Below are 25,204 nucleotides of genomic sequence, written 5' to 3' on the forward strand. Positions count from 1 at the left end.
AGGCCACATACCCGCAGCTCCGCAGCGGTAACCCACGCGTGGAACACTGTGGGTATGGCTCCTTTCGCGCACGCTCGCGTCGATCTCGACGCGATCACCTCCAACGCCCGGCTGCTCCGTGAACTGGCCGGGGGGACGCCCCTCATGGGGGTGGTCAAGGCCGACGGATACGGCCACGGGATGGTCCCCGCCGCGCGTGCCCTGATCGCGGGCGGAGCCACCTGGCTGGGGACCGCGCTCATCAAGGAGGGGCTGGAGCTGCGCCGAGCGGGCGTCACGGTGCCCGTCCTGTCCTGGATCATCCCCCCGGGGGAGCCGGTGGGGGAGGCGATCGAGGCCGACATCGACCTCGGGATCAGCGACCGCGCCGTGCTGGACACGGTGGTCTCCGAGGCCCGCCGTCTGGGCCGGGTCGCGCGGGTCCAGCTCAAGGCGGACACCGGCCTGAACCGGGGCGGCGTGAACCGGGGCGACTGGGCCTCCGTGGTCGAGGCCGCCGCCCTCGCGGAGCAGGAGGGCACCGTCCGGGTCACCGGCCTGTGGTCGCACTTCGCCTGCGCGGACGAGCCCGGTCACCCGTCGATCCAGGCGCAGCTGGACGTCTTCCACGAGGCGCTCCTGGTGGCGGACAAGGCGGGGCTGAACCCGGAGGTCCGGCACATCTCCAACTCGGCCGCGCTGCTGACCCTGCCGGAGGCGCGGTTCGATCTGGTGCGGGGCGGAATCGCGAGTTATGGACTCTGCCCAATCCCTGATTTGGACGTGCCCGGATTGCGCCCCGCGATGACCCTCGAATCGAGGATCGCACTCACCAAGCGCGTCCCCGCGGGCAGCGGCGTCTCCTACGGTCACCGGTACGTCACCCAGGAGGAGACCACCCTGGCCCTCGTGCCGCTCGGCTACGCGGACGGGGTGCCCCGCGCCGCCACCAACCGGGGCCCGGTCCAGCTGGGCGGCGCCCGCCGCACCATCGCGGGAACAGTCTGCATGGACCAGTTCGTTGTCGATGTCGGAGACGATCCGGTGCGCGCGGGCGACCTCGCGGTCCTGTTCGGAGACCCGGGCCGGGGCGTTCCCACCGCGCAGGACTGGGCCGACGTCCTGGACACCATCCCGTACGAGATCATCACGCGGATCGGTGCCCGGGTACCGCGCGAGTACGTCGGCTGACGCAGTCCCCGATATCGGTCACGAACCTTCTCCACCCGGCCTAACCTGGGTGAAGAGGGACCTTCGGCGCGCTCCGGCGCTGACCACCACACGGACCAACCTGTGAGAGCGATGACAGACACCACAGCCACCACCGCGTCCCACGTCCACGCGGTCACCGCCGCGACGGACGAGGACATGCGCGTTCTGGGCCGTGACCTGGCCGCACTCTCCCGCCCCGGGGACCTGCTGATCCTCTCCGGGCCGCTGGGAGCGGGCAAGACCACCCTCACCCAGGGGCTCGGCCAGGGCCTCGGCGTGCGGGGATCGGTCACCTCGCCCACGTTCGTCATCTCCAGAATCCACCCGTCCCTGGTCGGCGGCCCCGCCCTCGTGCACGTGGACGCCTACCGGCTCGGCGGTCCCGACGAGGTCGACGACATCGACCTGGACATGACCCTGGGCGAGTCCGTCACCGTCGTCGAGTGGGGTGAGGGCGTGGCCGAGGGTCTGGCCGACGACCGCCTGGAGATCCGGATCGAACGCCACTCCGACGACACCCGCACCGTCCACCTGCGCCCGGTGGGCGCGCGGTGGACCGACATCGACCTGCCCGGCACCGCCGCCGGGAACGGATAGGCGGAACACCCGTGCTGCTCCTGGCCTTCGACACCGCCACCCCGGCGGTCACCGCCGCCATCGGGGAGACCACCCCGGACGGCTCCTTCCTGCTGCGCGCCAGCGCCAGCTCGGTGGACGCCCGTCGCCACGGCGAACTCCTCGCGCCCACCATCCAGAACCTGCTCACCGAGTCCGGGCTGGTGCTGGGCGACCTCGACCACATCGCGGTCGGCATGGGCCCCGGCCCGTACACCGGCCTGCGGGTGGGCCTGGCCACCGCGTACGCCCTCGCGGACGCCCTGGACGTCCCCTGCCACGGGGTCGCCACCCTGGACGCCCTGGCCTTCGCCACCAGGAGGACCGGGCCGTTCCTGGGCATGACCGACGCCCGCCGCAAGGAGGTGTTCTGGGCGCGCTACGACGACCACCTCACCCGGGTGGGCGAGGTCCGGGTGGACCGGCCCGCCGAGATCGACACCGGCGGCCTGCCGCTGGTCGGTGACGGCGCCCGCATGTACGCCGACGTGCTGGGCGCGGAGGACACCGCCGCCCTGGAACCGCTCCACCCCGACGCCGCCGCGATGGCCGAGCTCGCCCTGCTGCGCCTGCACCGCGGCGAGAAGCTGCCCGAACCCGCCCCGCTCTACCTGCGCCGCCCCGACGCGGTCGAGCCCGGAGCCCCGAAGAAGGTGCGCCAGTGGGTGAGGTGACCGCTCCCGTGGCGCTGCGCCAGATGACCGCCGCCGACGTACCGGCCGTCATGGACCTGGAACGCGCCCTGTTCCCCCTCGACGCCTGGAGCGAGAACACGCTCCGCGACGAACTGGCCGAGGCCTCCACCCGCCACTACGTGGTGGCCGAGTCGGAGGCCGGGCTCGCGGGCTACGCCGGGCTTCGGTTCGTCCCGCCCGAGGGCGACGTCCAGACCATGGCCGTCGCGGAGCACGCGTGGGGGAGGGGGATCGGCCGGGCCCTGCTCACCGAACTCCTCGACCAGGCCGCCGCGCGCGGCGTCACCCACATGTTCCTGGAGGTGCGCTCGGACAACCCGCGCGCCCAGGACCTGTACACACGTTTCGGCTTCGAGGCGATCGGCGTGCGCCGGGGCTACTACAAGGGGGCGGACGCGATCGTCATGCGCCGCGTCGCGGAGAAGGGAAGCCATGAGTGAGCCGTTGATCCTGGGGATCGAGTCGTCCTGTGACGAGACCGGCGTGGCCCTGGTCCGGGGCTGCGAGCTGCTGGGCGAGTCGGTGGCCTCCAGCGTCGACCAGCACGTGCGCTTCGGCGGCGTGGTGCCCGAGGTGGCCAGCCGCGCCCACCTGGAGGCGATGACCCCCACCGTGCGCCGCGCCCTGGACTCCGCCGGGGTGAGGCTGTCCGACGTGGACGCCGTCGCCGTGACCGCCGGACCGGGCCTGGCCGGCGCCCTCCTGGTCGGCGTCTCCGCCGCCAAGGCCTACGCGATGGCGCTCGGCAAGCCCCTCTACGGGGTCAACCACCTGGTCGGTCACGTCGCCGTGGACCAGCTGGAGCACGGGCCCCTGCCCAAGCCCTCGATCGCCCTCCTGGTCTCCGGCGGTCACACCTCGCTGCTCCTGGTCAACGACCTGGCCACCGACGTGGTCTCGCTCGGTGACACCGTCGACGACGCCGCCGGGGAGGCCTACGACAAGGTCGCGCGGCTGCTGGAGCTCCCCTACCCGGGCGGCCCGCCCATCGACAAGGCGGCCCAGCGGGGCGACCCGAAGGCGATGCGTTTCCCGCGCGGCAAGTGGGGCGACGGCACGTACGACTTCTCCTTCTCCGGGCTGAAGACCGCCGTGGCTCGGCACGTGGAGGACGCCGACCGCCGGGGCGAACCGCTGGTGGTGGCCGACATCGCCGCCGCCTTCCAGGAGTCCGTGGTGGACGTGCTCACCCGCAAGGCGGTCGACGCCTGCGTGGAGCACGGCGTGAGCACCCTCGTGATCAGCGGCGGAGTGGCGGCCAACTCCGCACTGCGCGTACTGGCCGAACAGCGCTGCCAGGAGGCCGGGATCGAACTCCGCGTCCCGCGCCCCCGCCTGTGCACGGACAACGGCGCGATGATCGCGGCCCTGGGCGCCGAGGTGGTGGCGGCGGGCCTGCCGCCGTCCACCCTGGACCTCGCCACGGACACCTCGCTGCCGGTGGAGTCCCCGCTGGCCGTGTAGCCCCTCCGTCGGGCCCCGCCGGTCACCGGACCGGCGGGGCCCGACGTGTGTCCACGCATCGGACCGGCGCACCCGGCGGGGAGCGGCGCGGGGCCGCTGTGGTTGGGTGCCGGTATGTTCGCGATCTCGGCTGCACGCATCTCGTTCGACGACCCCCTGTCCGGGCTGGAGGCGGGTGAGCGGCCCGACCCCGCGCCCCGCGAGGGGTGGACCACCGTCCGGGTCAGGGCCGCCGCGCTCAACCACCACGACCTGTGGAGCCTGCGCGGCGTCGCGCTGAGCGAGGACCGCCTCCCGATGGTCCTCGGCGGGGACGCCGCCGGGATCGACGAGGACGGCAACGAGGTCATCGTGCACGGGGTGGTCCAGGAACCGCCGAAGCCGGGCCGCTCCCCGCGCTTCTCCCTCCTGTCGGAGATCCACGACGGCACCCTCGCGGAGAAGGTGCTCGTTCCCCGCGGGAACCTCGTGCCCAAGCCCCCGGAGCTGTCCTTCGAGGAGGCGGCCTGCCTGCCCACCGCCTGGCTGACCGCCTACAGCATGCTCTTCGGCAAGGCCGACCTGCGACCCGGCTCCACGGTCCTCGTGCAGGGCGCCGGGGGAGGGGTCTCCGCCGCCCTCATCGCGATGGCCGCGCAGGTCGGGCACCGCGTGTACGTCACCAGCAGGAGCGAGGAGAAGCGTGCCCTCGCCCTCGGACTGGGCGCCCACACGGCGCTGCCCTCCGGGGAGCGGCTCCCGGAGAAGGTGGACGTGGTCTTCGACTCCGTCGGCCAGGCCACCTGGAAGCACTCCGTCCACTCGCTCAAGCCGGGCGGCGCCGTCGTCACCTGCGGGGCGACCAGCGGCGACGCCCCCTCCGCCGAGCTCACCCGGGTCTTCTTCCTCCAGCTGCGGGTGCTCGGCTCCACCATGGGCACCAAGGAGGAACTGGCCGCCCTCACCGAGATGTGCGTGCGCACCGGTCTGCGTCCCGTGATCGACCGGGTGCTGCCGCTCGCAGAGGCCCGCGAGGCCTTCCGGGCCCTGGCCGCCGGAGAGCAGTTCGGCAAGATCGTCCTCGTCCCCTAGATCGTTGATGTGAAATCCCTGAACTCCCTGCGGGCATGACGAAGGGCGTCAAGGATCAGAGTGTGACCAAAGACCTCGACGCCCTTCTGACAGCACTCTACGTCCATCTGGACGATGAGGTGCTCCCTTCAGCGAACCGACCCCGACGGGCGGGGCGGCCCCGCCTGCTCACTGACGCCGAACTGGTCTGTGTGGCCATCGCCCAGGTCCTGCTGCGCCATGATTCCGAGCGGCACTGGATGCGCGCCGCACCAGCACGCATCGGCCATCTCTTCCCGCGTCTGCCCAGCCAGTCCGAGTACAACCGCCACCTGCGTGCGACGGCCCCGGCCCTGCTCCAAGCAGCTCGGTGGCTCGCCCGAGTCGCACCTACCTGGCACGAGAAACTGCGGTTGATGGATGGCACCCCGGTGCGCTGCGGTGCCTCACGAGTGACGGTCAACCGCTCCGGCCTGGGCGAGATCGCCGGGTATGGGATGGACCAGTCCCACCACGCGTTCTACTGGGGCGCCAAGCTCATGCTGATCACCACTGCCGAGGGGTCGGTGTGCGCGTTCTCCCTGGCCCATCCCAAGGAGCTGGACGAGCGCAAGCAGGCGCTGCACCTGCTCCACGTGCAGGGCTGCGCCCCCGGGCCGGGGCCGGTGCCGATCGTGTGCGACAAAGGGTTCGCCGGGGCCGGGATCGAGAAGGCCGCTGCTGGTCTGGGTCACGTTCTGGTCCGCCCCTCGCGCAAGGACGAGCCCGACCACGCTTTCCCGGGGTGGTTGCGTCAGCGGATCGAGGCGGTGATCTGGACGTTGAAGAACCAACTCGGGTTGGAACGCCACCAGGCACGCACCACTGAGGGTTTGTGGGCCAGGGTGTGCCAGCGCGTCTGCGCGCTGAACGCGGTGATCTGGCACAACTGGCTGATCGGCGCCCCGGTCAAGCGGTCGCTGATCGCTTACGACCACTGACCAGGGCACACACTTTTCACATCAACGATCTAGGCCGGGCCGACCGGGCGAGAACCGAGCCCGGCGCACGTGAGGGGCCCGGGACGGTCACCGCCCCGGGCCCCTCGTTCACGCTGACGCGTGGTTACTCCTCGTCGTCCTCGTCGCGGCGGCGCTTCTTCTTGCCGTCGCGGCCCGGGCGCAGCAGCGCCTCGGCCAGGGCGAGCACGGTCTCCTCCAGGGAGGAGAACCGCTTGGTGATGTCGTCGTGCGAGTTCTCGACCGCCTCGGTGACGGTCTCCTCCAGCTCGTGACGGTCCGGGCGCTGCTTGAGCTCGCGGATGACCGGGTCCACCGCCGTGGTGACGTGCGAGTCGATCTCGTCGAGCTTGCCGGTGTGGTCCAGCAGCGGACGGTCCACCAGCTCGGTGAGGCGGCGGTGCAGCTCGCTGACCTCCAGGGTCTGCGGCAGCTGGTTGAGGCGCTGGTTGAGCGCCTCCAGACGGTCGTCGATGGCCTCCATGCGGCCGTCGACGCCCTCGAAGTGACCGCTGACGCCCTCGAACTGCCCCTCGACGCCGTTGACCCGGCCGTCGATGCCGTCCAGGCGGCCGTTGAGGCCGTCGATCCGGCCGTCGACCCGGTCGATCTTGCCCTCGACGCCCTCGAAGCTGCCCTCGAAGTGGCCCTCGAAGGTGTCGAACCGGTCGGTGAGGCGGCCCAGCTCGTGGTCGACCTTGCCGGTGATCTGCGACAGGTGGTTGTCCACCTTGCCGTTGAGGCTCTCGCGGTGGCGGTCCAGCCGCTCGTCGAGCGCGGTCCGGTGGGCGTCGGCCTGGTCGGTCAGCGCCTCGGTCAGCGTCTGGTGCCGGTCCTCCGCGTCGGAGGCCAGCTTCGCGTTGTCCTCCTGGACGAACGCGCGCAGCTCGGCCAGGTCGGCGGCGACCTTCGCGGCGTCCTCCGCGATGCGGGTGGAGAGGGAGTCGGTGCGCTTGGTCAGCGCCTCGCGCAGCCCCTCGGCGGTGCTCTCGGCGTGCTCGCGGGTCTCGGTGCGACCCAGCTCGATCTGCTCGTCGAGCTCGGCCAGACGCTGGCGCACGTGCGAACGCAGGTCGTTCAGGGACTTCTCGTGGTTCTCCCGCAGCTTGGCGAGCGAGCCGGTGACGTCCGCGACGGCCGCGGTGGCCTCGGCGTGGTTCTCCTCGGCCTGCGTGTTCAGGTGGCCGACGCTCTCGGTGACCTTGCCGGTGATCTCCTCGTGGCGCTTCACGGAGGCGGCGGCGTGGTCCTTCAGCTCCTGCGCGAGGGTGTCGTGGCGCTCGCCGGAGGCCGTGGCGAGGGCGCCCAGCTCCTCGGCCAGCGCGGAGGTGCGCTCGCCCAGCTCGCCGGTGTTCTCCTGGAGGCGGGAGAGCAGCGTCTCGTGCTGCTCGGCGGTGCGCTCCTCGACGAAGCCGCGCAGCTCGGCCGTGCGCTCCTCCAGGGAGGAGGTGAGGCCGGTGGTGACGCGCTCACCGAGCTCGGCGGTGGCGCCCTCCAGGGCCTCGCGGTGCTCCTGACCGGCGACTTCGAGGGCCTCGCGGCTCTCCTTCACGGCGGTCTCGACGGTCGAGCGGCTCTCGGAGATGGCCTCGGCCAGCTGCTCCCGGCCCTCGGCCAGGGTGGTGCGGACGGTGGCGCTGAGCTCCTCGTGACGCTCGCCCAGGGTGGTGTCCAGGGCGGACAGCGAGGTCTCGATCGCCTCGGCGCGGGTGCCGAGGTCGGCCAGGGCCCGGTCCAGGGCGTCCAGGCGGGTGCCGACGGTCTCGCCCAGCTCGGTGACGCGCTCACCGATCTCGGTGACCTGCTCGGAGGTGCGGTTGCCGGTCTCGGCCATGCGCTGGAGCCGGGTGAGGGCGGTGTCCAGGTGCCCGGCCACGCGCTGGGTGTCGGCCCTCAGGGACGACATCTCCGACAGCGGCTTGACCTGCCTGCCGACCACCTCTATGTGCTCGGCCAGGGCCTCGGCCCACTCGGGCGGGCGGGCCAGGAAGTCGTCGATCCGACCGTCGACGGTGGTGATCGCCTCGGCGAGCGCGGTGAGTTCCCGCTCGCGCAGCTCGCGGAGCAGCCACTCCATGCCCTCAAGGCGCTGGCGCATCTCCTCGCTGACGGCACCCTGGGACTTCTGCTCGGAGACGTGCTCCTGGGCGGCCTGGGAGAGCAGGTCACGCATCCGGTCGGAGACTCCGGCCTGACCTCCCCCATTGAGGAAGTTGTGATTGGTCTGTTCCACCGAGGTGCTCCTTATGGTTCTGGCGCTCCCGCCCACTTCGCCGCACGGTGGTCGCGCGGACGGGTTCTCGATGGTCCCCGGGCGGTCGTTGCACCGCGCCGCCTGCGCCCCAATGTGACCGAAGTGTGACTGTGTGTATACACGGGGGGCGTGGGTCCGGTGCCGACCGAACCGCTGGGCGAATCGAACGAGCACGGCCTTCCGGAGAACCCATGAGAAGGGAAAGAAATCTGCGGCGCCAGTTTAACGACACAGTCCGGCGCGACCCCAGGGGTCCGCGAAAGATATGGGTGTGGGAGATAACGATATGGTCTGCGTGCCCTGCTCCGAATGTGGCCCGCGTCGCACCCGGGCGCGGGCGGGCACGGGGCCTCCGGAGGGCCTATGCCGCCTCTGTTTCACGGCACAGCAGGTAGAACGGTTTCTCACCGATTCGCGTGAGGACGACAGTCACCGATTCCGGTCCCGAGGCGCGCAGATCCCGCCGGAGTTTCTCGGTGTCCACCGCCGAACCGCGTTTCTTGATCGTTACCGTTCCGGCCTTGTGCGCACGCACCGACGAGCGCACCCGTTTCAGTGAGAACGGTGCGAACTCCAGCACCTCCAGCACCCGCCACAGCGGTGAGCGCTCGGCCCGGTCCGAGGTGAAGTACGCGATCCGCTCGTCCAGCAGCGCGCCGTCCACCCGCGCCGCCGCCTCCGCCACCAGGTGGGAGCGGACCACGGCCGGGTCCGGGTCGTACAGGTAGCGCCGGGCGGCGGCCACCGGCGCCGGGCCCAGGTCGGGCTCCTCGTCCAGGTGCGCCACCGCGCCCTCGCTCGCCAGCAGGCCCGCCCGCTCGTGCAGCACCGTCGCGCGCCGTCGCGGCCCGTCCGGGCCGAAGCCCAGCCCGCCGAACCACAGCGCGGTCTCCTTCAGCTCGCCGTCCACCGAGATCCACTCGGCCGAGGCGGCGGGGGAGAGGACCTCGTGCGGGATACCCGGGGCGGCCTTCAGGCAGGCGGCCTTCGCGCCCTCCGCCAGCCGGGTGGCCACGTCCCACGGCGGCGAGTAGGCGGCCGGGTCGAACACCCGGCCCCGCCCTCCGCGCCGAGCCGGGTCGCAGAACAGCAGCGGGTGGTCGCCCACCGCGACCGCGTTCACGTCGCCCTCCCGGACGCGGGCGTGCTCCGTGAGCCCCAGCGCCTCGATGTTGGCCCGGGCCACCGCCACGGTCAGGGGGTCGGCGTCCACGCCCTCCACCGGCACGCCCCGACCGGCCAGGGCCAGCAGGTCCGCGCCGATCCCGCAGCACAGGTCGCCCGCGACGGCGCCCCCGGCCACCGAGGGGGGCAGGTGCCGGGCGGTGCGCTCGGCGCGGTACTCGGCCACGGTCCGGCGGGTGGACTGCTCCAGCCCGTTCGGGGTGAAGTACATGCGCGCGGCGTTCTCCCCGAACTTGGCCCGGCCCCGCTCCCGCAGGCCCACCTGGGTCATCACGGCGTTGACGAGCTCGGACACGGGGAGGTCGGGGTCGAGTGCGGCGACCCGGGGGTCGGCGCGCAGCCGCGAAGCGGCGGCGAGGGGGTTGCTGGCCGCGGCGGCGGGGTCCACCCCGGCGAGGACCTCCCGTCCCGCGTCGGTGAGCAGCGCCGAGAACGCGGGAACGCGCATGGAACCTCCTGCTGTGGGCACGACGGGTGGCGGGTCCGCCCCAGGGTCCGGAGCCCCGCCACATTTCCATTCTGGCACTCTCGGGGGTAGAGTGCTAAACGCGACGAGGCCGGTCTGGCACCCGCGACGACAGGCCGCCGCGGTCGCCCCTTTTACGTGGTTGGTCCGTGCTCACGCATGGGCCGACGTCAGATACACCGAGACTTTGAAGGGGGAGGTCACACCGTGTCGACCGCCACCAAGACCGTGCTGAAGCCGCTCGAGGACCGCGTCGTGGTCAGGACCCTGGAGGCTGAGCAGACCACCGCCTCCGGTCTGGTCATCCCGGACACCGCCAAGGAGAAGCCCCAGGAGGGCGAGATCCTGGCCGTGGGTCCCGGTCGCCTTGACGACAACGGCAAGCGCGTCGCCCTCGACGTGAACGTCGGCGACGTCGTTCTCTACAGCAAGTACGGCGGCACCGAGGTCAAGTACGACGGCCAGGAGTACCTGGTTCTCTCCGCCCGCGACCTCCTCGCGGTCGTCGAGAAGTAGCTCTCGGCGCAGAGCCTTCGAACATCCCGCACCGGTCGGCCCTGAAGCCGGGCGGGGCGGGATGTTCTCTTTCGACCCGAACCGTTAGAGGAAGTACTCACACATGCCGAAGATCCTGGAGTTCGAGGACGACGCCCGCCGCGCCCTCGAGCGGGGCGTGGACCGCCTCGCCAACGCCGTCAAGGTGACGCTCGGCCCGCGCGGCCGCAACGTCGTCATCGACAAGAAGTTCGGTGCCCCCACCATCACGAACGACGGTGTGACCGTCGCCCGTGAGATCGAGCTGGACGAGCCCTACGAGAACCTGGGCGCGCAGCTGGTCAAGGAGGTCGCCACCAAGACCAACGACGCCGCCGGTGACGGCACCACCACCGCCACCGTGCTGGCGCAGGCGCTGGTCCGCGAGGGCCTGCGCAGCGTCGCCGCCGGCGCCTCCCCGATGTCCCTCAAGAAGGGCATCGACGCCGCGGCCGCCCGGGTCTCCGAGATCCTGCTCGAGCGCGCCGTGCCGATCAAGGAGCGCGCCGACATCGCCTACGTGGCGACCAACTCCGCGCAGGACGCCCAGATCGGCGACCTCATCGCCGAGGCCTTCGACAAGGTCGGCAAGGACGGCGTCATCACGGTGGAGGAGTCCCCGACCTTCGGTCTGGAGCTCGACTTCACCGAGGGCCTCCAGTTCGACAAGGGTTACATCTCGCCCTACTTCGTCACCGACGGAGACCGTCAGGAGGCCGTCCTGGAGGACGCGCAGATCCTGATCAGCCAGGGCAAGATCGGCAACCTGAACGAGCTGCTCCCGCTGCTGGAGCAGGTCGTCCAGAACAAGAAGCCGCTGCTGATCATCGCCGAGGACGTCGAGGGCGACGCCCTGGGCGCCCTGGTGCTCAACCGCATGCGCGGCACCCTCAACGTGGCCGCGGTCAAGGCGCCCGGCTTCGGTGAGCGCCGCAAGGCCATGCTCCAGGACATCGCCGTCCTCACCGGCGGCCAGGTCATCTCCGAGGAGGTCGGCCTGACCCTGGAGAACGCGGACCTGTCCGTGCTGGGCTCGGCCCGCCGCATCACCATCACCAAGGACACCACCACCGTCGTCGACGGCGGCGGCGAGCAGTCCGAGGTGGAGGACCGCGTTCGCCAGATCCGCAAGGAGATCGAGGCGAGCGACTCCGACTGGGACCGCGAGAAGCTCCAGGAGCGCCTGGCCAAGCTCGCGGGCGGCGTGTCCGTGCTGAGCGTCGGCGCGGCCACCGAGGTCGAGCTCAAGGAGAAGAAGCACCGTCTCGAGGACGCCATCTCGGCTACTCGCGCGGCCATCGAGGAGGGCATCGTCGCCGGTGGCGGCGCCTCCCTGGTGCACGCCTCCACCGCTCTGGACGACCTCGGCCTGACCGGCGACGAGGCCACGGGTGCGGCGATCGTCCGCCGCGCGCTGGTCGAGCCCGCCCGGTGGATCGCGGAGAACGCGGGCGCCGAGGGCTACGTGGTCACCCACCGCGTCTCCGAGATGGAGGTCGGTCACGGCTACAACGCCGCCACCGGCACCTACGGCGACCTGACCGCCGAGGGCATCCTCGACCCGGTCAAGGTCTCCCGCTCGGCCGTCCAGAACGCCGCTTCCATCGCGGGCATGCTGCTGACCACCGAGGTGCTGGTCGCGGACAAGCCCGAGGAGGACGCGGACGACGGTCACGGCCACGCCCACTAGGGACGTTGGTCGGTGTCCGTGAGGACCCGGTCCGGGGGTGGGGCGCGCCGTCGTCCCACCCCCGTCCACTACCACGGGAGAGCCGTTTCACACCCGCAACTACGTACCGTTTTCGGGCTATTTTCCCAAAATGTGACCATTCTGTAGTTGCTGATTGGAGTGGTTGGGTCCCCAACTGCGGGCATCATTCCTAACGTGACGGATGCAGGCGCCCGCGAGGGCGTTACCGCGCAGCGGCCAGGTACGCCCCCAGGGCACGAGGAGGCGGACCCCGCTCCGCGTGACACGGGGTTGAACCGTCTGGGCTCACTCGCCGTCCGGGGCGACGACGGGGCCATGGACTCCCTCCTGCGCGAGGTCAGACCCATGGTGGTCCGGTACTGCCGGACCCGTCTGGCCCGGGTCTCGGGCCTGGCGCACTACTCGGACGACGTCGCGCAGGAAGTGTGCATCGCCCTCCTCACGGCCGTCCCGCGTTACCAGGACCGGGGCAGGCCCTTCGCCTCCTTCGTGTTCGGCATCGCCGCGCACAAGGTCGCGGACACCCTCCGCGTGGCCGGTCGGGTGGAGACGGTTCCCACCGACACCGTGCCGGAACAGCCGGACGACGGCCCCGGCCCCGAGGAGTCGGCGGTCCGCGTGTCCGAGGCCCAGCGGGCCCGGGCCCTCCTCGACGAACTGCCCGAACAGCAGCGCACGCTGCTGGTCATGCGGGTGATCACAGGACTTACAGCAGACGAGACGGGACATCTCCTTGGCATGTCGGCAGGTGCGGTACGGGTTGCCCAGCACCGAGCTATTGCTCGGCTTCGGAAGGTGGCCCTGGCGAACCGCGTCCTCCCCTGAGCACCGTGCCTCCCGCCCCGGGAAGCGCCGGTGCCCGGCTCGCCCCCGCCAACGCGGCTACTGCCGCTACCCCCGCTGAGGGGCTCGCTCACAGGGTCATGGAAGGTGTGTGGGGATTTGTCTGATTCGCAACAACTTGCAGAAATGACCCCCCGCCGCCACTAGACCCGCAGGTCAGCGAGACTGCTCCCCGCACGCGCGGGGATGACCCCCAGAATGTTCCCGGCGAGCGCCATGCCAGCGACTGCTCCCCGCACGCGCGGGGATGACCCCGACGAAGCCGCCCGGGGCCGTACGGCCCCGGGCTGCTCCCCGCACGCGCGGGGATGACCCCCACAACTTCGAGGAGTCCACACCTTCGGTGGTCTGCTCCCCGCACGCGCGGGGATGACCCCAGCAGGACCTCGCCGCACGTGGAGTTGATCTCCTGCTCCCCGCACGCGCGGGGATGACCCCACCACCCTGGAGTAGGGGGAGGTGACTGTCGCTGCACCCCGCACGCGCGGGGATGACCCCCACCCCGAACAACCACCCCGGGCGACCACCCGCTGCTCCCCGCACGTGCGGGGATGACCCCCAGCTGGCGGGTGTGGGACGCGTGGGTGTCCCCTGCCTCCCCGCGCGCGCCGGGGATGATCCTGGCATCGAGTAGGCAGTGCTTGGCATGTAGGACTGCTCCCCGCCATTGCGGGGATGGGCCTTGACCCCTCTATCTGCGGGGGTGTGGCTGGGGCGGGATGACTGGGGGTGGCTGGCTTGCTGTCCTGGGTGAGGGCGGTGGCCGTTTCGTGACCGAGGTGACCGGGCGAACATCGCATTCCACCTGGGCGGTGCCGGACGACGACCTAGGATGAGACGACACGCGGGGGCGATCCGCGCAGTTGTCGCCGGGAACAGCGGAGGTTGTGTCATGAGCCAGGACCACAGCGACTACGGGAGGAAGCTGCTTCCGCCGGGTCTGACCTACGACGACGTCCTGCTGGTACCGGCCTACTCGGACCTCCAGCCGGGCGATGTGGACACCACCACGAAGCTCTCCCGCAACATCACCCTCAGCATTCCCCTGCTCTCCGCCGCGATGGACACCGTCACCGAGGCCCGCATGGCCGTGGCGATGGCCCGCCAGGGCGGCGCCGGGGTGCTGCACCGCAACCTCTCCGCCGAGGACCAGGCAGCCCAGATCGACCTCGTGAAGCGCTCCGAGGCGGGCATGGTCACCGACCCGGTCACCTGTCACCCCGAGGACGACCTCGCGGAGGTCGAGCGCCTCTGCGCCCACTACCGCATCTCCGGTGTCCCGGTCACCGACGCCCAGGGCTCCCTGGTGGGCATCGTCACCAACCGCGACATGCGTTTCGAGGACGACCGCTCCCGGCTGGTCCGCGACGTCATGACCACCGAGAACCTCGTCACCGCCCCCGTCGGGGTCAGCCGCGAACGCGCCTTCGAGCTGCTCCGCGAGCACAAGGTCGAGAAGCTGCCCCTGGTCGACGGCCAGAACCGCCTGCGCGGGCTCATCACCGTCAAGGACTTCATCAAGAGCGAGCAGTTCCCCAACGCCACCAAGGACTCCAACGGGCGTCTCGTGGTCGGCGGCGCCGTCGGTGTGGGCACCGAGGCCGAGGAGCGCGCCAAGCTGCTCATCGACGCCGGGGTCGACTTCATCGTGGTCGACACCGCGCACGGCCACTCCTCCGGTCTCGCTGACATGGTCGCCAAGCTCAAGGCCAACTCCCGCGCGGACATCGTCGCGGGCAACGTCGCCACCCGCGCCGGTGCCCAGCTGCTCATCGACGCCGGTGCCGACGCCGTCAAGGTCGGGGTGGGCCCCGGCTCCATCTGCACCACCCGCGTCGTCGCCGGTGTGGGCGCCCCCCAGCTCACCGCCATCCTGGAGGCCGGGCTCGCCTGCGGCCCCGCCGGTGTCCCGCTGATCGCGGACGGCGGCCTCCAGTACTCCGGCGAGATCGCCAAGGCGATCGTCGCCGGCGCCAGCACCGTCATGCTCGGCAGCCTCCTCGCCGGTGTCGAGGAGAGCCCGGGCGAGCTCATCTTCATCAACGGCAAGCAGTTCAAGGCCTACCGGGGCATGGGTTCGCTCGGTGCCATGCGCGGCCGCTCCTTCTCCAAGGACCGCTACGCGCAGGCCGACGTCTCCTCCGAGGACAAGCTGGTCCCCGAGGGCATCGAGGGCCAGGTGCCGTTCCGCGGCCCGCTGTCCGCCGTGGCCCACCAGCTGGTCGGCGGCCTGCACCAGTCCATGTGGTACGCGGGCAGCCGCACCGTGCCCGAGCTGCGCGAGCGCGGCCAGCTCATGCGTATCACCAGTGCGGGGCTGCGCGAGAGCCACCCGCACGACATCAAGATGACCGTGGAAGCGCCGAACTACAACGCGCGCTAGTCCGCGCGGGGGCGGCGCCGGAACCGGTTCGACCACGGCCGGATAGACTCGCGTCCGCGGTCACGCGACGGTCGACCGACCGGCGCCGCACGTCAGAGGGGAATCGAACAGTTGGCTCAGGTGGAGATCGGGCTGGGCAAGAACGGGCGTCGCGCCTACGAGCTCGACGAGATCGGGATCGTGCCCGCACGACGGACCCGCGACCCGGAGGAGGTGTCGATCGCCTGGCAGATCGACGCCTACCGGTTCGAGACGCCCCTGGTCGTCAGCCCCATGGACAGTGTGGCCTCGCCCAAGACCGTCGTGGCCGTGGGTGAGCAGGGCGGCCTCGGCGTCCTGGACCTGGAGGGTCTGTGGACCCGTTACGAGGACCCGGAGCCGCTGCTCCAGGAGATCCGCGAGCTCGACGACGTCGCCGCGACCAAGCGTCTCCAGGAGATCTACGCGGCGCCGATCCAGGAGGAGCTGATCGGCCGCCGGATCGAGGAGATCCGTGACGCCGGTCTCGTCACGGCCGCCCGGCTGTCGCCGCAGCGCACCGCCCAGTACCACAAGGCCGTCGTGGACGCCGGTGTCGACATCTTCGTGATCCGTGGCACCACGGTCTCGGCCGAGCACGTCTCGGGTCGCGCCGAGCCGCTCAACCTCAAGCAGTTCATCTACGACCTCGACGTGCCCGTCGTGGTCGGCGGCTGCGCCACCTACACCGCCGCCCTGCACCTGATGCGCACCGGTGCCGCCGGTGTGCTGGTCGGGTTCGGCGGCGGCTCGGGCCACACCACCCGTTCGGTGCTGGGTGTGGCCGTCCCCATGGCGAGCGCCATCGGTGACGTCGCCGCGGCCCGCCGCGACTACCTCGACGAGTCCGGCGGCCGGTACGTGCACGTCATCGCTGACGGCGGCATGACCGGCAGCGGTGACATCGCCAAGGCCCTGGCCTGCGGCGCCGACGCCGTCATGGTGGGTTCCCCGCTGGCCCGCGCCACCGAGGCGCCCGGCGGCGGCTACCACTGGGGCAGCGAGGCGCACCACAACGAGCTGCCGCGCGGCGAGCGGGTCGAGGTGGGCACCATCGGTGACCTCAAGTCGATCCTGCACGGTCCGGCCTCCAGCAGCGACGGCTCCATGAACCTCATGGGCGCGCTGCGTCGGACCATGGCCACCTCGGGCTACACCGACCTCAAGGAGTTCCAGCGGGTCGAGGTCGTGGTGAACCCGCACAGGTAGGGAGCGGCGGCGGGGGTCTCCCCGCAGGTCGGACCCGACATGAGTGTCGTGGGGGCGTCCCGGTGAACCGGGGCGCCCCCCGTGTCGTCCAAGGGGGGTGCGTCCGGGCGGCCACAGTGTGCCACTATGGTGCGTGTTTTTCAGTCTCGTGATCCGATGGTGACTTTCTCTTGGAGGACTGCATGGGTGACAGTGAGTCCGGTGCCCCCCGGGTGTCCGGTTCCTCCGAGGAGCCCCGCGCCCAGGAGGAGCCCCGCGCCGCCGCGGCGGACCGTGCGGGGCACCGTCGGCGGCGCCGACGCGGACCGGCGATCGCGGTCAGCCTCGCGCTGGTCGTCTGCCTGCTGGTGACGGCGGGCGTCGTGGTCCTGGTCGGCCGCGTCTCCACCGCCCTCAACGACTGGGAGGCGCCGACCGCCGAGGCCACCCCGGAGGTCGGCACCATCGAGACCCCGCCGCACGACCAGCTCACCGGCCCGCCGGCCCAGACCGGGGTGACCGCCCGGGAGAACGGGGACCCGGCCGAGTCGGCGCTCGGCGCGGACGAGCAGTCCAGACCAGCCGAGGCGCTGCGCCCCAGCGACGAGTGGCTGGACGAGGTCTCGGAGAACACCGGCATCCCGCGCCGGGCCCTGGAGGGCTACGCCAGCGCCCAGCTGGTGCTCGACGCCGACCAGTCCTCGTGCCAGCTGTCCTGGCCCACGCTCGCGGGTATCGGCTACGTCGAGTCCCGCCACGGCACCTACGCGGGTGGCGAGCTCGGCCCCGACGGCAACACCACCGTGGACATCATCGGCATCCCGCTGGACGGCACCAACAACACGCAGGCCATCCCGGACACCGACGGCGGCGAGCTGGACGGCGACACCGAGTGGGACCGGGCGATCGGCCCCATGCAGTTCATCCCCGGCACCTGGGCCCGGTGGGGCGAGTCCCTGGAGGGCGGCAGCCCCGACCCGCACAACGTCGACGACGCCGCCCTGACCGCCGCCCGCTACCTGTGCGGGGAGGGCCGCGACCTCGCCTCCGCGCAGGACTGGGAGTCGGCGGTCCTGGAGTACAACCGCTCCTCCGCCTACGTCAGCGACGTCCTGGCCTACGCGCACGCCTACGCCGACGCCGCCTGATCCCGTTCCGCCCCGTCTCGGAGGTAAACCGGCGGTATGGGGTGTGGCAACCCACGTCCCTGACGGCCTCCGGTTAGCCTGGGGCCCCACCACTCCGGGTATGCGCCTTGGTGGGACACCGATCGAAAGGGAGGACCATCCATGGCGACCACCTGGTTGGGGCCGAAGGGGCGCACCGAGGCGCTCGCGTCGATGGCGGACGAGGAGCTCGACGTCCTCGTGGTGGGCGGCGGGATCGTGGGCGCGGGCATCGCGCTGGACGCGGTCTCGCGCGGGCTCTCCACGGGCCTGATCGAGGCACGGGACTTCGCCTCGGGGACCTCCAGCAGGTCCAGCAAGCTGATCCACGGCGGCCTCCGCTACCTGGAACAACTCGACTTCGAGCTGGTCCGCGAGGCGTTGCACGAGCGCGGGCTCCTGCTCACCACCATCGCACCGCACCTGGTCCGCCCGGTGCCGTTCCTCTTCCCGTTCCAGCACCACTGGGAGCGGTTCTACATCGGCGCGGGCGTCACCCTGTACGACACCCTGGCGATGACCTCGCGCAACAACCGGGGTCTGCCCTCCCACCGGCACCTGACCAGGTCCGGAGCGCTGCGGGTCTTCCCGGCACTGAAGCGCAGCGCCCTGGCCGGGGCGGTCCAGTACTGGGACTGCCAGGTGGACGACGCCCGGTTCGTGACCACCGTTCTGCGCACCGCCGCCGGGCTCGGGGCGAGGATCGCCTCGCGGGTCCAGGCGGTCGAGTTCCTGCGCGAGGGCGAGCACGTGGTCGGGGCGACCGCCGCCGACCTGGAGACCGGCGAGAAGAAGCAGATCCGCGCGCGGCAGGTGGTGAACGCCGCCGGTGTGTGGACCGACGACATCCAGGAGATGGTGGGCGGTCGCGGCCAGATCCACGTGAGCGCGTCCAAGGGCGTGCACCTCGTGGTGCCCCGGGACCGCATCCAGGCCTCGTCGGGGATGATCCTCCAGACGGAGAAGAGCGTGCTCTTCGTGATCCCGTGGGGCCGCCACTGGATCATCGGCACCACCGACACCCCCTGGGACCTGGACAAGGAGAACCCGGCGGCGTCGCGGGCCGACATCGACTACGTCCTGGACCACGTCAACCAGGTGCTGCGCACGCCCTTGGGCCGCGACGACGTCGAGGGCGTCTACGCCGGGCTCCGGCCGTTGCTCTCCGGGGAGTCCGAGGAGACCTCGAAGCTCTCCCGCGAGCACACGGTGGCGCACCCCGTGCCGGGGCTCGTCCTCATCGCGGGCGGCAAGTACACCACCTACCGGGTCATGGCCAAGGACGCGGTGGACGCGGTCGCGCACGGGCTGGGGGGCGCGGTCCCGGCCTCGGTCACGGACAAGCTGCCCCTGGTGGGCGCGGACGGGTACGCGGCTCTGTACAACCAGCGGCACCGGCTCGCCCGGGACTCGGGGCTGCACGTCTCCCGGGTCTCGCACCTGCTGCGCCGGTACGGTTCCGGGGTGCACGACGTCCTCGACCTGATCCGGGAGCGGCCCGACCTGCGCGAGCCGCTGAAGGGCGGCGAGGACTACCTGCGGGCCGAGGTCGTCTACGCGGTGGAGGCCGAGGGCGCCCGTCACCTGGAGGACGTCCTGTCCCGGCGCACCCGCATCACCTTCGAGACCTGGGACCGGGGGATCGCCGCCGCCGAGTCCGCCGCCGCGCTCATGGCGGAACCGCTCGGGTGGACCAAGGAACAGGTCGAGCGCGAGGTGGAGTACTACCGCAAGGGCATCGAGGCCGAGCGCGCCGCACAGGAACAGGACACCGACCAGGAGGCCGACGCGGTCCAGCACGGTGCTCCGGAGATCGTGCCGGACATGCACGTGGGCAGGCCGGGAGGCCGTTCCTGACCGGTGATCCCGGGGCGCGGGGTCCTTCGGCCGGTTCGTATTGTTGCTGATCACTGATCCGGCCGTTGTGGTTTGTGGCACATCGTGGGGTTAGGGTGCGTGGAGTTGCTCCCTGTCGTGTTCACCCTCCGAAGGACCCCCGCCCATGATCAAGGTGCTGCTTGTAGAGGACGACGTGCGCCTCGCCGACGCCCTCGCCGGCGCGCTTGAGACGTACGGCTACGAGGTGGACCAGGTGAGGACCGCGGGGGGCGCCCTGAGCGCGCCTCCCGCGGACATCGTCCTGCTCGACCTCGGGCTGCCCGACATGGACGGCGTGGAGCTGTGCCAGCGCATCCGTGAGCGCCAGGACTTCGGGGACACCGCGATCATCATGGTCACCGCCCGGCGCCAGCAGCGCGAGCGGATCCTCGGGCTGCGCTCCGGCGCCGACGACTACGTGGTCAAGCCGCTGGCCATCGAGGAGCTGTGCGCCCGGATGGAGGCGGTCCTGCGCCGTACCGGCGGGCGGGTCGGCACCGTGCTGGAAGCCGGGCCACTGCGCGTGGACCTGTCCACGCGCTCCGTGGTGTGCTCGGGTCGTCCCGTGGAGCTCACCCGCAAGGAGTTCGACCTGCTCGTGGTCCTGTTGCGGGAGGTGGGCGGGGTGGTCTCCCGTGAACACCTGCTGCTCCGGGTCTGGCAGACCGCCTGGCCGGGCACGCTGCGCACCCTCGAAGTGCACATAGGGACGCTGCGCTCGAAGCTGGGCTCGCCCGGGCTCATCCGGACCGTGCGCGGGGTCGGCTACCAGCTGGTGACCGCCGAGTACACGACCGCCGGGGCCGCGGCGGCCCCGGCCTCCCGGTGAGGGGTTCGGTCTGGCGCGGGTCGGGGCCTTGCGTCACGGGGGTCCCGCGCGCGAAAGGGGCACGTTGATGCACCGGCGCGTGGTCACCGTCTACGTCTCCCTGCTCGTGGTCGCCTGTCTGGCGCTGGCCTTCCCCCTGTGCGGGAACATCGCGGCCCGGGGCACCTCCGACATGGTCCTCGACCGGATCAACGACACCGCCCGTTTCGCCGGTCTGGCCGAGCCCGGGGTGCTGTCGGGGTCCGAGGGTGCGCTGTCCGGGCTGGTCAGCGAGCTCACGGTCTACGAGCAGGTGTACGGGATCACGGCCGTGGTGGTGGACCGGGACGGCGACGTGGTCGCCTCCTCCAGTCCCGGGCTCACCCTCGCGGACCTGGACCCGGAGGGCTGGCCCGACAGCGAGGAGCCGCTGCCGGACGCGGTCCGGGGGGCGCTGGCGGGCAACCGCAGGGCCGCGGACAGCGTGGTCTGGCCCTGGCAGGACGGGCCGCTCATCGTGGCCGAGCCCATCGGCAGCTCGGGCGAGGTGGTGGGGGCGGCCGTCACCGCCTCTCCGACCAGCGCGTTGCGCCGCGCCACCCTCGGACAGTGGTTCGTGGCCTGGTTGGTGGTGACCGCCCTGATGGTGGCGGGTATCGCCGTCGCCGGTCCGCTCACCCGGTGGATCCTGCGGCCCATCGACGACCTGGCCCAGGCCACCCGGGCGGTGAGCGGCGGCAGCCTGGACACCCGGGTTCGTACGGCGGCGGGGCCCGAGGAGCTGCGCAGGCTGGGGGAGTCCTTCAACCAGATGGCCGACACCATCACCTCGATGCTGGAGAGCCAGCGGACCTTCGTGGCGTACGCGGGGCACCAGGTACGCAACCCGTTGGCGGCGCTGCGCCTGCGGGTGGGGGGCCTGGCCCGGCACCTGGGCGACGAGGGGCTGCGGGAGCACGGGCTGGCCCTGGACGAGGTGGACCGGCTCACCCGCATCTGCGACAGCCTGCTCACCCTGGCGCAGGCCGAGGACGCGGAGCACTCCATGGTGTGGGAGGACGCGAGGGAGGTCGCGGAGCTGAGGGTGGCGGCGTGGGGGCCCATCGCCGACCGCGCGGGCGCCGTGCTGGAGTGCACGGGGTCGGAGTCGGCCATGGTGCGGTGCGTGGAGGGGACCCTGGACCAGGCCCTGGACGCGCTCATCGACAACGCGTTGAAGTTCGGCGGGTCGGGGGTGCGGATCACCGTCCACGTGGGCGAACCGGTGGGGGAGGGGGAGGACGGTCACCTGGACCTGCACGTGGTGGACGACGGCCCGGGGCTCCCGGACGACCAGCTCGCCCAGGCCACCCGGGCGTTCTGGCGGGACGGCGGCGGTGGCGGTTCCGGGCTGGGACTGTCCATCGTGGTCACGCTCCTCGAACTCCAGGGAGCGGGCCTCACCCTGACCTCCCGGGAGCCGAACGGGATCGACGCCCGCCTGAGGCTCCGCCTGGCCGGTCACACCGGAGACGAGAACGGAGTGGAGACCGAGCCCAAGGCGGAGGGGTCCTTGGAAGGTGCCTAGCGTTCCCCGGCCCTCGGTGCCGGAGCGGGCATCCGTGGCCCCAGGTGCCCGAGGAGCACCCGCCCCTCTCAGCTTCGGGGTGGACCGCGCTCCCCTCCATCGTCCGGAGCGAACTCCGAGACGCTGCCGGACAGGTTCCGGAGCCCTCCTCAGGGGCCCAGGGCCGGGGACGGTGCTCCGGAGGGCTCCATGGCCTCGGGGGGTGGCCGGTCGTTGGCGTACTTGACCGACCGGTAGTAGTCGACGGCGCCCGGGTGGAGCGGCACCGGCAGGGTCGAGATCGCGGAGCGCGGGTGCAGGTGCAGCGCCACCGGGTGGATCTCGACCAGGTCGGCCTGGAACTCGAAGAGCAGCCGGGTGAACTCCTCCGCCTGGTGGTCCGGCATCGCCGTGTTCACCACCAGCAGGCTCGGCACCCCGATCGTCCTGACCGCCGGAACGTCCGCGTAGGTCCCGGCGGGGACCGGCAGCTCCGTGAAGTACTCCCCGTACCGCTCGGTCAGCCCCGGCACGTGCTCGGCCAGGTCCAGCAGGCGCACGGGCATCCGTTCGGCCAGGTCACCGACGGCCTGGGTCGGTATCCCCCCGGACCAGAAGAACGCGTCCACGCGCCCCTCCTCCAGCGCCCGGGCCGAGTCGCCTATCGACAGCTGGAGACGTTCCACCTCCCCGTCGGAGTCGGGGCGCCTCCCTTCGGGCAACGCCGTCAGCCCCGACAGCTCCAGGAGCCGGTCGGCCATCATCTCGGTGCCCGACCCGGCCGAACCCACCGACACCGTGCCCCCGGCCAGATCCGCGATCTCCTCCACCGGGGAATCCGCGCGAACCACCACGTGCGTGTGGTTGTCATACAGGCGGGCGATCGCCGAGATCGGCAGGGGCCGCTCGAAGGGTTCCCTGCCGTCCACGGCCAGGGCGGCCACGTCGGAGAGGGTGAAGGCCACGTCCAGCGTCCCGTCCGCGACCAGGAGGTTGTTCTCCACGCTCGCGGCGGTCGTCAGAGCGGTGATCCAGGTGTCCTGCCGGGCGGCGGTGACCTGAGCGAGACCGCTGCCGTACACGTGGTAGACCCCGCCCGCGCCGCCGGTTCCGACGGACAGCCGAAGGGGAGCCGGGTGCAGGGGAGACGCCCAGGTGAGCACCGTGACCACGACCGCGCAGGCGGCCACGAACCCGGTGACGCTCCAGAGACGCTGGGGGACGGAGGACGCCATGGTCGAACGATACCAACGAGTGCGAAACCTCAGAAGAGGCTCAAATCCCTTCTCGGGTCCTGCGGGTTTCGACGTGATGGCGGTTACGTTGCTCGCGGCGGCGGGGCGGGGGCCACGACTGCGTCCCGCGGCCCGCGTGCCGGAGCCGAACCCGGGTTCCGGGCCCGGCGAGCGGGTATCCCCCGGCACTCCCGCGCCCCCTGACGCACGAAGCACCCCGAGAGGACCCCCACAACCATGCGACGCTCCACACTGTCTTTGGTCGCCATCCCCGCCAGCGTGCTCATGCTGGCCGCCTGCTCACAGCCCGCCGAGCAGGCCGCCGAGGACATCGAGCTCGGTGGCGGCGAAGTCCAGAACAACCTCAGCATCGTCACCGGCGGCACCACCGGTGTGTACTACCCGATCGGCGGCGCCCTCCGGGGCATCATCGGGGACAACCTCGAAGGCCAGTCCGCCTCCGTCGAGGCCACCGGCGCCTCCGTGGAGAACATCCGCCTGCTCGGCTCCGGCGAGAGCCACCTGGCCATCGTCCAGGGCGACGCCGCCGACCAGGGCTTCACCGGTACCGGCGACTTCGAGGGCGACCCCGTCGAGACCTACTCGCTCGCGGTCCTGTACCCGAACGTCTTCCACGCGGTGACGCTCCAGAGCATCAAGGAGAGCGAGGGCTTCGACTGCTTCTCCGACGTCATCGGCACCCGTTACTCGGTCGGCGACATCGGCAGCGGCAACGAGGCCACCACCAACCAGGTCTTCGACTCGCTGGAGATCGGCCCCAGCGAGGTCGAGATCCAGCAGCTCGGCTACGCGGAGACCGCGAACGCCCTGACCAACAACCAGCTCGACGCCGGTTCCTGGGTCGTCGGTGAGGGCCACTCCGGCATCACCGAGCTCGGCACCACCGAGGACATCGCGCTCATCGAGATGTGCGACGACGAGCGCGACGCGATCGTCAGCGGCTACGGCGGCTACACCGAGCACGTCGTCAAGGGCGGCACCTACCCCGGCATCGAGGACGACGTGTCGACGATCGCCGTCTGGAACGCCCTGGTCGTGCCCGGCAGCTTCAACGAGGACCAGGCCTACGAGATCACCAAGGCGATGTTCGAGAACATCGACCAGGTGGTCGGCGTGTACGCCCCCGGCGAGGAGTACCTGGTCCCGGAGACGATCGAGAACAGCCCCGTCCCCGTCCACCCGGGCGCCATCCGCTTCTACGAGGAGCAGGGCGTCGAGATCCCCGAGGACCTGCGTCCCGAGGGCACCGAGGCGGGCGACAGCGCCGCCGAGGACACCGACGAAGAGTAGGTCGCACACACCGATGGAACCGACCGCGGTGGGACGATCCGTGGACGCCGGACCCCGGCGTCCACGGATCTCCGTGCTCCGCCGCGCCGCCCTGTGGGTCGGCGCGGGGCTGGGCGCGGCACTGGTCGTCGCCGCGCTCGTCCCCGTGTGGCCGGCGCTGCGCCTGAGCGTCGACGGCGACCGCCTCGGCCACCTGCCGCTGGCCGAGGGCGAGCAGTTCACCGTCTCCTACGTGCACTCGATCGACCACCTGCCGATCGAGGAGAACATCGAGGTCCGTGACGGCGAACTGGTCGCCGACTCGACCCGCCTGCGCCAGTTCGGCGCGGGCATGGGCCAGATCCCCGGTCAGGGAACCGGCCGCGCCGACGGCGAGTGGTGGGTCATCGAGGACATGAACCGCCACGTCGGCCCGGAGCTCGCGATCCGCGTGGGCACCGCCTCGGTGGACCACCGGCTCCGCACTCCCGACACCGAGGTGCGGCTCTCCCCGTGCCTCACCTCCCGCAGGGTGGCCGTCGAGCCCGCCCGGATCTCCACACTCGTCCTGCTGGTCGGCCGCTCACCGCAGCCGGTCTGCGACGAGTAGCAGTCCCCGAAGTCAGGTCCTCCCCCCGCCTGAAGCACCCTCCGCCGCGTGGTCACCGTGTTCTCACGCCCCGCGC

Annotated in this window: 21 protein-coding genes and 1 CRISPR repeat array; of the genes, 18 read left to right on the forward strand and 3 right to left on the reverse strand. The window is 71.5% G+C overall.

From position 1 onward, the window contains the following. Positions 1-54: 54 nt before the first annotated feature. The 7 genes from alr to AC0VYM_RS04295 all read left to right on the forward strand — a co-directional run bounded on the left by alr (position 55) and on the right by AC0VYM_RS04295 (position 5,995). Entirely contained in the window at positions 55-1,170 is a 1,116-nt protein-coding gene (gene alr / locus AC0VYM_RS04265; protein ID WP_475459183.1) for an alanine racemase, read from the forward strand. 111 nt (positions 1,171-1,281) lie between these two features. Continuing rightward, positions 1,282-1,788 (forward strand): tRNA (adenosine(37)-N6)-threonylcarbamoyltransferase complex ATPase subunit type 1 TsaE, encoded by a 507-nt coding sequence (gene tsaE / locus AC0VYM_RS04270; protein WP_475459185.1) that lies wholly within the window; start codon positions 1,282-1,284, stop codon positions 1,786-1,788. Positions 1,789-1,799: 11 nt separating this feature from the next. After that, positions 1,800-2,480 carry a tRNA (adenosine(37)-N6)-threonylcarbamoyltransferase complex dimerization subunit type 1 TsaB gene (tsaB, locus tag AC0VYM_RS04275; protein WP_475459188.1) on the forward strand — a complete coding sequence of 227 codons (681 nt, stop codon included), beginning with the start codon at positions 1,800-1,802 and terminating at the stop codon, positions 2,478-2,480. A 23-nt stretch (positions 2,481-2,503) separates the two neighbouring features. Continuing rightward, on the forward strand, positions 2,504-2,941 hold the full coding sequence (gene rimI, locus AC0VYM_RS04280) for a ribosomal protein S18-alanine N-acetyltransferase (protein WP_475462926.1): 438 nt from the start codon (positions 2,504-2,506) through the stop codon (positions 2,939-2,941). Continuing rightward, a complete protein-coding gene (gene tsaD / locus AC0VYM_RS04285) occupies positions 2,934-3,965 on the forward strand; it encodes a tRNA (adenosine(37)-N6)-threonylcarbamoyltransferase complex transferase subunit TsaD (protein WP_475459191.1) in 1,032 nt (343 codons plus the stop codon). The genes rimI and tsaD overlap by 8 nt, the downstream gene beginning before the upstream one ends. 114 nt (positions 3,966-4,079) lie before the next feature. Then, a complete protein-coding gene (locus tag AC0VYM_RS04290; protein ID WP_475459194.1) occupies positions 4,080-5,036 on the forward strand; it encodes a zinc-binding dehydrogenase in 957 nt (318 codons plus the stop codon). A 62-nt stretch (positions 5,037-5,098) separates the two neighbouring features. Then, a complete protein-coding gene (locus AC0VYM_RS04295) occupies positions 5,099-5,995 on the forward strand; it encodes a transposase (protein WP_475453480.1) in 897 nt (298 codons plus the stop codon). A gap of 124 nt (positions 5,996-6,119) precedes the next feature. Here AC0VYM_RS04295 and AC0VYM_RS04300 read toward each other — a convergent pair whose 3' ends face one another. Both AC0VYM_RS04300 and AC0VYM_RS04305 read right to left on the reverse strand, forming a co-directional pair. Further along, positions 6,120-8,246 (reverse strand): coiled-coil domain-containing protein, encoded by a 2,127-nt coding sequence (locus tag AC0VYM_RS04300; RefSeq protein WP_475459197.1) that lies wholly within the window; start codon positions 8,244-8,246, stop codon positions 6,120-6,122. A gap of 382 nt (positions 8,247-8,628) precedes the next feature. Then, positions 8,629-9,900, reverse strand: coding sequence for a class I SAM-dependent methyltransferase (locus AC0VYM_RS04305; RefSeq protein WP_475459200.1), 1,272 nt, complete (start codon positions 9,898-9,900; stop codon positions 8,629-8,631). Positions 9,901-10,125: 225 nt separating this feature from the next. On the opposite strand from AC0VYM_RS04305, the gene groES reads away from it, so the two are divergent. The 9 genes from groES (at position 10,126) to AC0VYM_RS04350 (ending at position 22,014) form a co-directional block, all read left to right on the forward strand. Then, positions 10,126-10,434 carry a co-chaperone GroES gene (groES, locus tag AC0VYM_RS04310; RefSeq protein WP_017543880.1) on the forward strand — a complete coding sequence of 103 codons (309 nt, stop codon included), beginning with the start codon at positions 10,126-10,128 and terminating at the stop codon, positions 10,432-10,434. Between the two features lie 103 nt (positions 10,435-10,537). Beyond that, the gene (groL, locus tag AC0VYM_RS04315) at positions 10,538-12,142 is read left to right on the forward strand and encodes a chaperonin GroEL (RefSeq protein ID WP_475459203.1); all 1,605 of its coding nucleotides are present in this window, start codon (positions 10,538-10,540) and stop codon (positions 12,140-12,142) included. A gap of 291 nt (positions 12,143-12,433) precedes the next feature. Further along, a complete protein-coding gene (locus AC0VYM_RS04320; RefSeq protein WP_475462927.1) occupies positions 12,434-12,988 on the forward strand; it encodes a sigma-70 family RNA polymerase sigma factor in 555 nt (184 codons plus the stop codon). A gap of 183 nt (positions 12,989-13,171) precedes the next feature. Continuing rightward, positions 13,172-13,565: direct repeats of the CRISPR family, unit length 29 nt; unit sequence CTGCTCCCCGCACGCGCGGGGATGACCCC. A gap of 333 nt (positions 13,566-13,898) precedes the next feature. After that, positions 13,899-15,389, forward strand: coding sequence for an IMP dehydrogenase (gene guaB / locus AC0VYM_RS04325; protein ID WP_475459206.1), 1,491 nt, complete (start codon positions 13,899-13,901; stop codon positions 15,387-15,389). 120 nt (positions 15,390-15,509) lie between these two features. Next, positions 15,510-16,616 (forward strand): GuaB3 family IMP dehydrogenase-related protein, encoded by a 1,107-nt coding sequence (locus tag AC0VYM_RS04330; protein WP_475462928.1) that lies wholly within the window; start codon positions 15,510-15,512, stop codon positions 16,614-16,616. A gap of 182 nt (positions 16,617-16,798) precedes the next feature. After that, positions 16,799-17,743, forward strand: a complete 945-nt coding sequence (locus tag AC0VYM_RS04335; protein ID WP_475459209.1) for a lytic transglycosylase domain-containing protein — start codon at positions 16,799-16,801, stop codon at positions 17,741-17,743. A gap of 141 nt (positions 17,744-17,884) precedes the next feature. Continuing rightward, positions 17,885-19,618 carry a glycerol-3-phosphate dehydrogenase gene (gene glpD / locus AC0VYM_RS04340; protein WP_475459210.1) on the forward strand — a complete coding sequence of 578 codons (1,734 nt, stop codon included), beginning with the start codon at positions 17,885-17,887 and terminating at the stop codon, positions 19,616-19,618. Between the two features lie 145 nt (positions 19,619-19,763). Continuing rightward, positions 19,764-20,468, forward strand: a complete 705-nt coding sequence (locus AC0VYM_RS04345) for a response regulator transcription factor (RefSeq protein ID WP_475459213.1) — start codon at positions 19,764-19,766, stop codon at positions 20,466-20,468. A 67-nt stretch (positions 20,469-20,535) separates the two neighbouring features. Then, positions 20,536-22,014, forward strand: coding sequence for a sensor histidine kinase (locus AC0VYM_RS04350; protein ID WP_475459215.1), 1,479 nt, complete (start codon positions 20,536-20,538; stop codon positions 22,012-22,014). 149 nt (positions 22,015-22,163) lie between these two features. Here AC0VYM_RS04350 and AC0VYM_RS04355 read toward each other — a convergent pair whose 3' ends face one another. Further along, positions 22,164-23,228, reverse strand: coding sequence for a TAXI family TRAP transporter solute-binding subunit (locus tag AC0VYM_RS04355; RefSeq protein ID WP_475459218.1), 1,065 nt, complete (start codon positions 23,226-23,228; stop codon positions 22,164-22,166). Positions 23,229-23,465: 237 nt separating this feature from the next. Between AC0VYM_RS04355 and AC0VYM_RS04360 the strand changes: the two genes are divergently transcribed. Both AC0VYM_RS04360 and AC0VYM_RS04365 read left to right on the forward strand, forming a co-directional pair. Beyond that, positions 23,466-24,539: a TAXI family TRAP transporter solute-binding subunit gene (locus AC0VYM_RS04360; RefSeq protein WP_475459220.1), complete on the forward strand. Its 1,074-nt coding sequence runs from the start codon at positions 23,466-23,468 to the stop codon at positions 24,537-24,539. Between the two features lie 13 nt (positions 24,540-24,552). Continuing rightward, positions 24,553-25,128, forward strand: coding sequence for a DUF1850 domain-containing protein (locus tag AC0VYM_RS04365; protein ID WP_475459222.1), 576 nt, complete (start codon positions 24,553-24,555; stop codon positions 25,126-25,128). Positions 25,129-25,204 lie beyond the last annotated feature (76 nt).

The sequence above is a fragment of the Nocardiopsis sp. iso_237 genome (assembly GCF_056173345.1).

What these genes read in the sequence shown, in the direction of transcription:
- alr (WP_475459183.1), top strand. Translation starts at nt 55, where the DNA reads ATGGCTCCTTTCGCGCACGCTCGCGTCGATCTCGACGCGATCACCTCC.
- AC0VYM_RS04365 (WP_475459222.1), top strand. Translation starts at nt 24,553, where the DNA reads ATGGAACCGACCGCGGTGGGACGATCCGTGGACGCCGGACCCCGGCGT.
- AC0VYM_RS04345 (WP_475459213.1), top strand. Translation starts at nt 19,764, where the DNA reads ATGATCAAGGTGCTGCTTGTAGAGGACGACGTGCGCCTCGCCGACGCC.
- guaB (WP_475459206.1), top strand. Translation starts at nt 13,899, where the DNA reads ATGAGCCAGGACCACAGCGACTACGGGAGGAAGCTGCTTCCGCCGGGT.
- AC0VYM_RS04290 (WP_475459194.1), top strand. Translation starts at nt 4,080, where the DNA reads ATGTTCGCGATCTCGGCTGCACGCATCTCGTTCGACGACCCCCTGTCC.
- AC0VYM_RS04305 (WP_475459200.1), bottom strand. Translation starts at nt 9,900, where the DNA reads ATGCGCGTTCCCGCGTTCTCGGCGCTGCTCACCGACGCGGGACGGGAG.
- AC0VYM_RS04360 (WP_475459220.1), top strand. Translation starts at nt 23,466, where the DNA reads ATGCGACGCTCCACACTGTCTTTGGTCGCCATCCCCGCCAGCGTGCTC.
- AC0VYM_RS04355 (WP_475459218.1), bottom strand. Translation starts at nt 23,228, where the DNA reads ATGGCGTCCTCCGTCCCCCAGCGTCTCTGGAGCGTCACCGGGTTCGTG.
- AC0VYM_RS04335 (WP_475459209.1), top strand. Translation starts at nt 16,799, where the DNA reads ATGGGTGACAGTGAGTCCGGTGCCCCCCGGGTGTCCGGTTCCTCCGAG.
- tsaE (WP_475459185.1), top strand. Translation starts at nt 1,282, where the DNA reads ATGACAGACACCACAGCCACCACCGCGTCCCACGTCCACGCGGTCACC.
- AC0VYM_RS04350 (WP_475459215.1), top strand. Translation starts at nt 20,536, where the DNA reads ATGCACCGGCGCGTGGTCACCGTCTACGTCTCCCTGCTCGTGGTCGCC.
- groL (WP_475459203.1), top strand. Translation starts at nt 10,538, where the DNA reads ATGCCGAAGATCCTGGAGTTCGAGGACGACGCCCGCCGCGCCCTCGAG.
- rimI (WP_475462926.1), top strand. Translation starts at nt 2,504, where the DNA reads ATGACCGCCGCCGACGTACCGGCCGTCATGGACCTGGAACGCGCCCTG.
- tsaD (WP_475459191.1), top strand. Translation starts at nt 2,934, where the DNA reads ATGAGTGAGCCGTTGATCCTGGGGATCGAGTCGTCCTGTGACGAGACC.
- glpD (WP_475459210.1), top strand. Translation starts at nt 17,885, where the DNA reads ATGGCGACCACCTGGTTGGGGCCGAAGGGGCGCACCGAGGCGCTCGCG.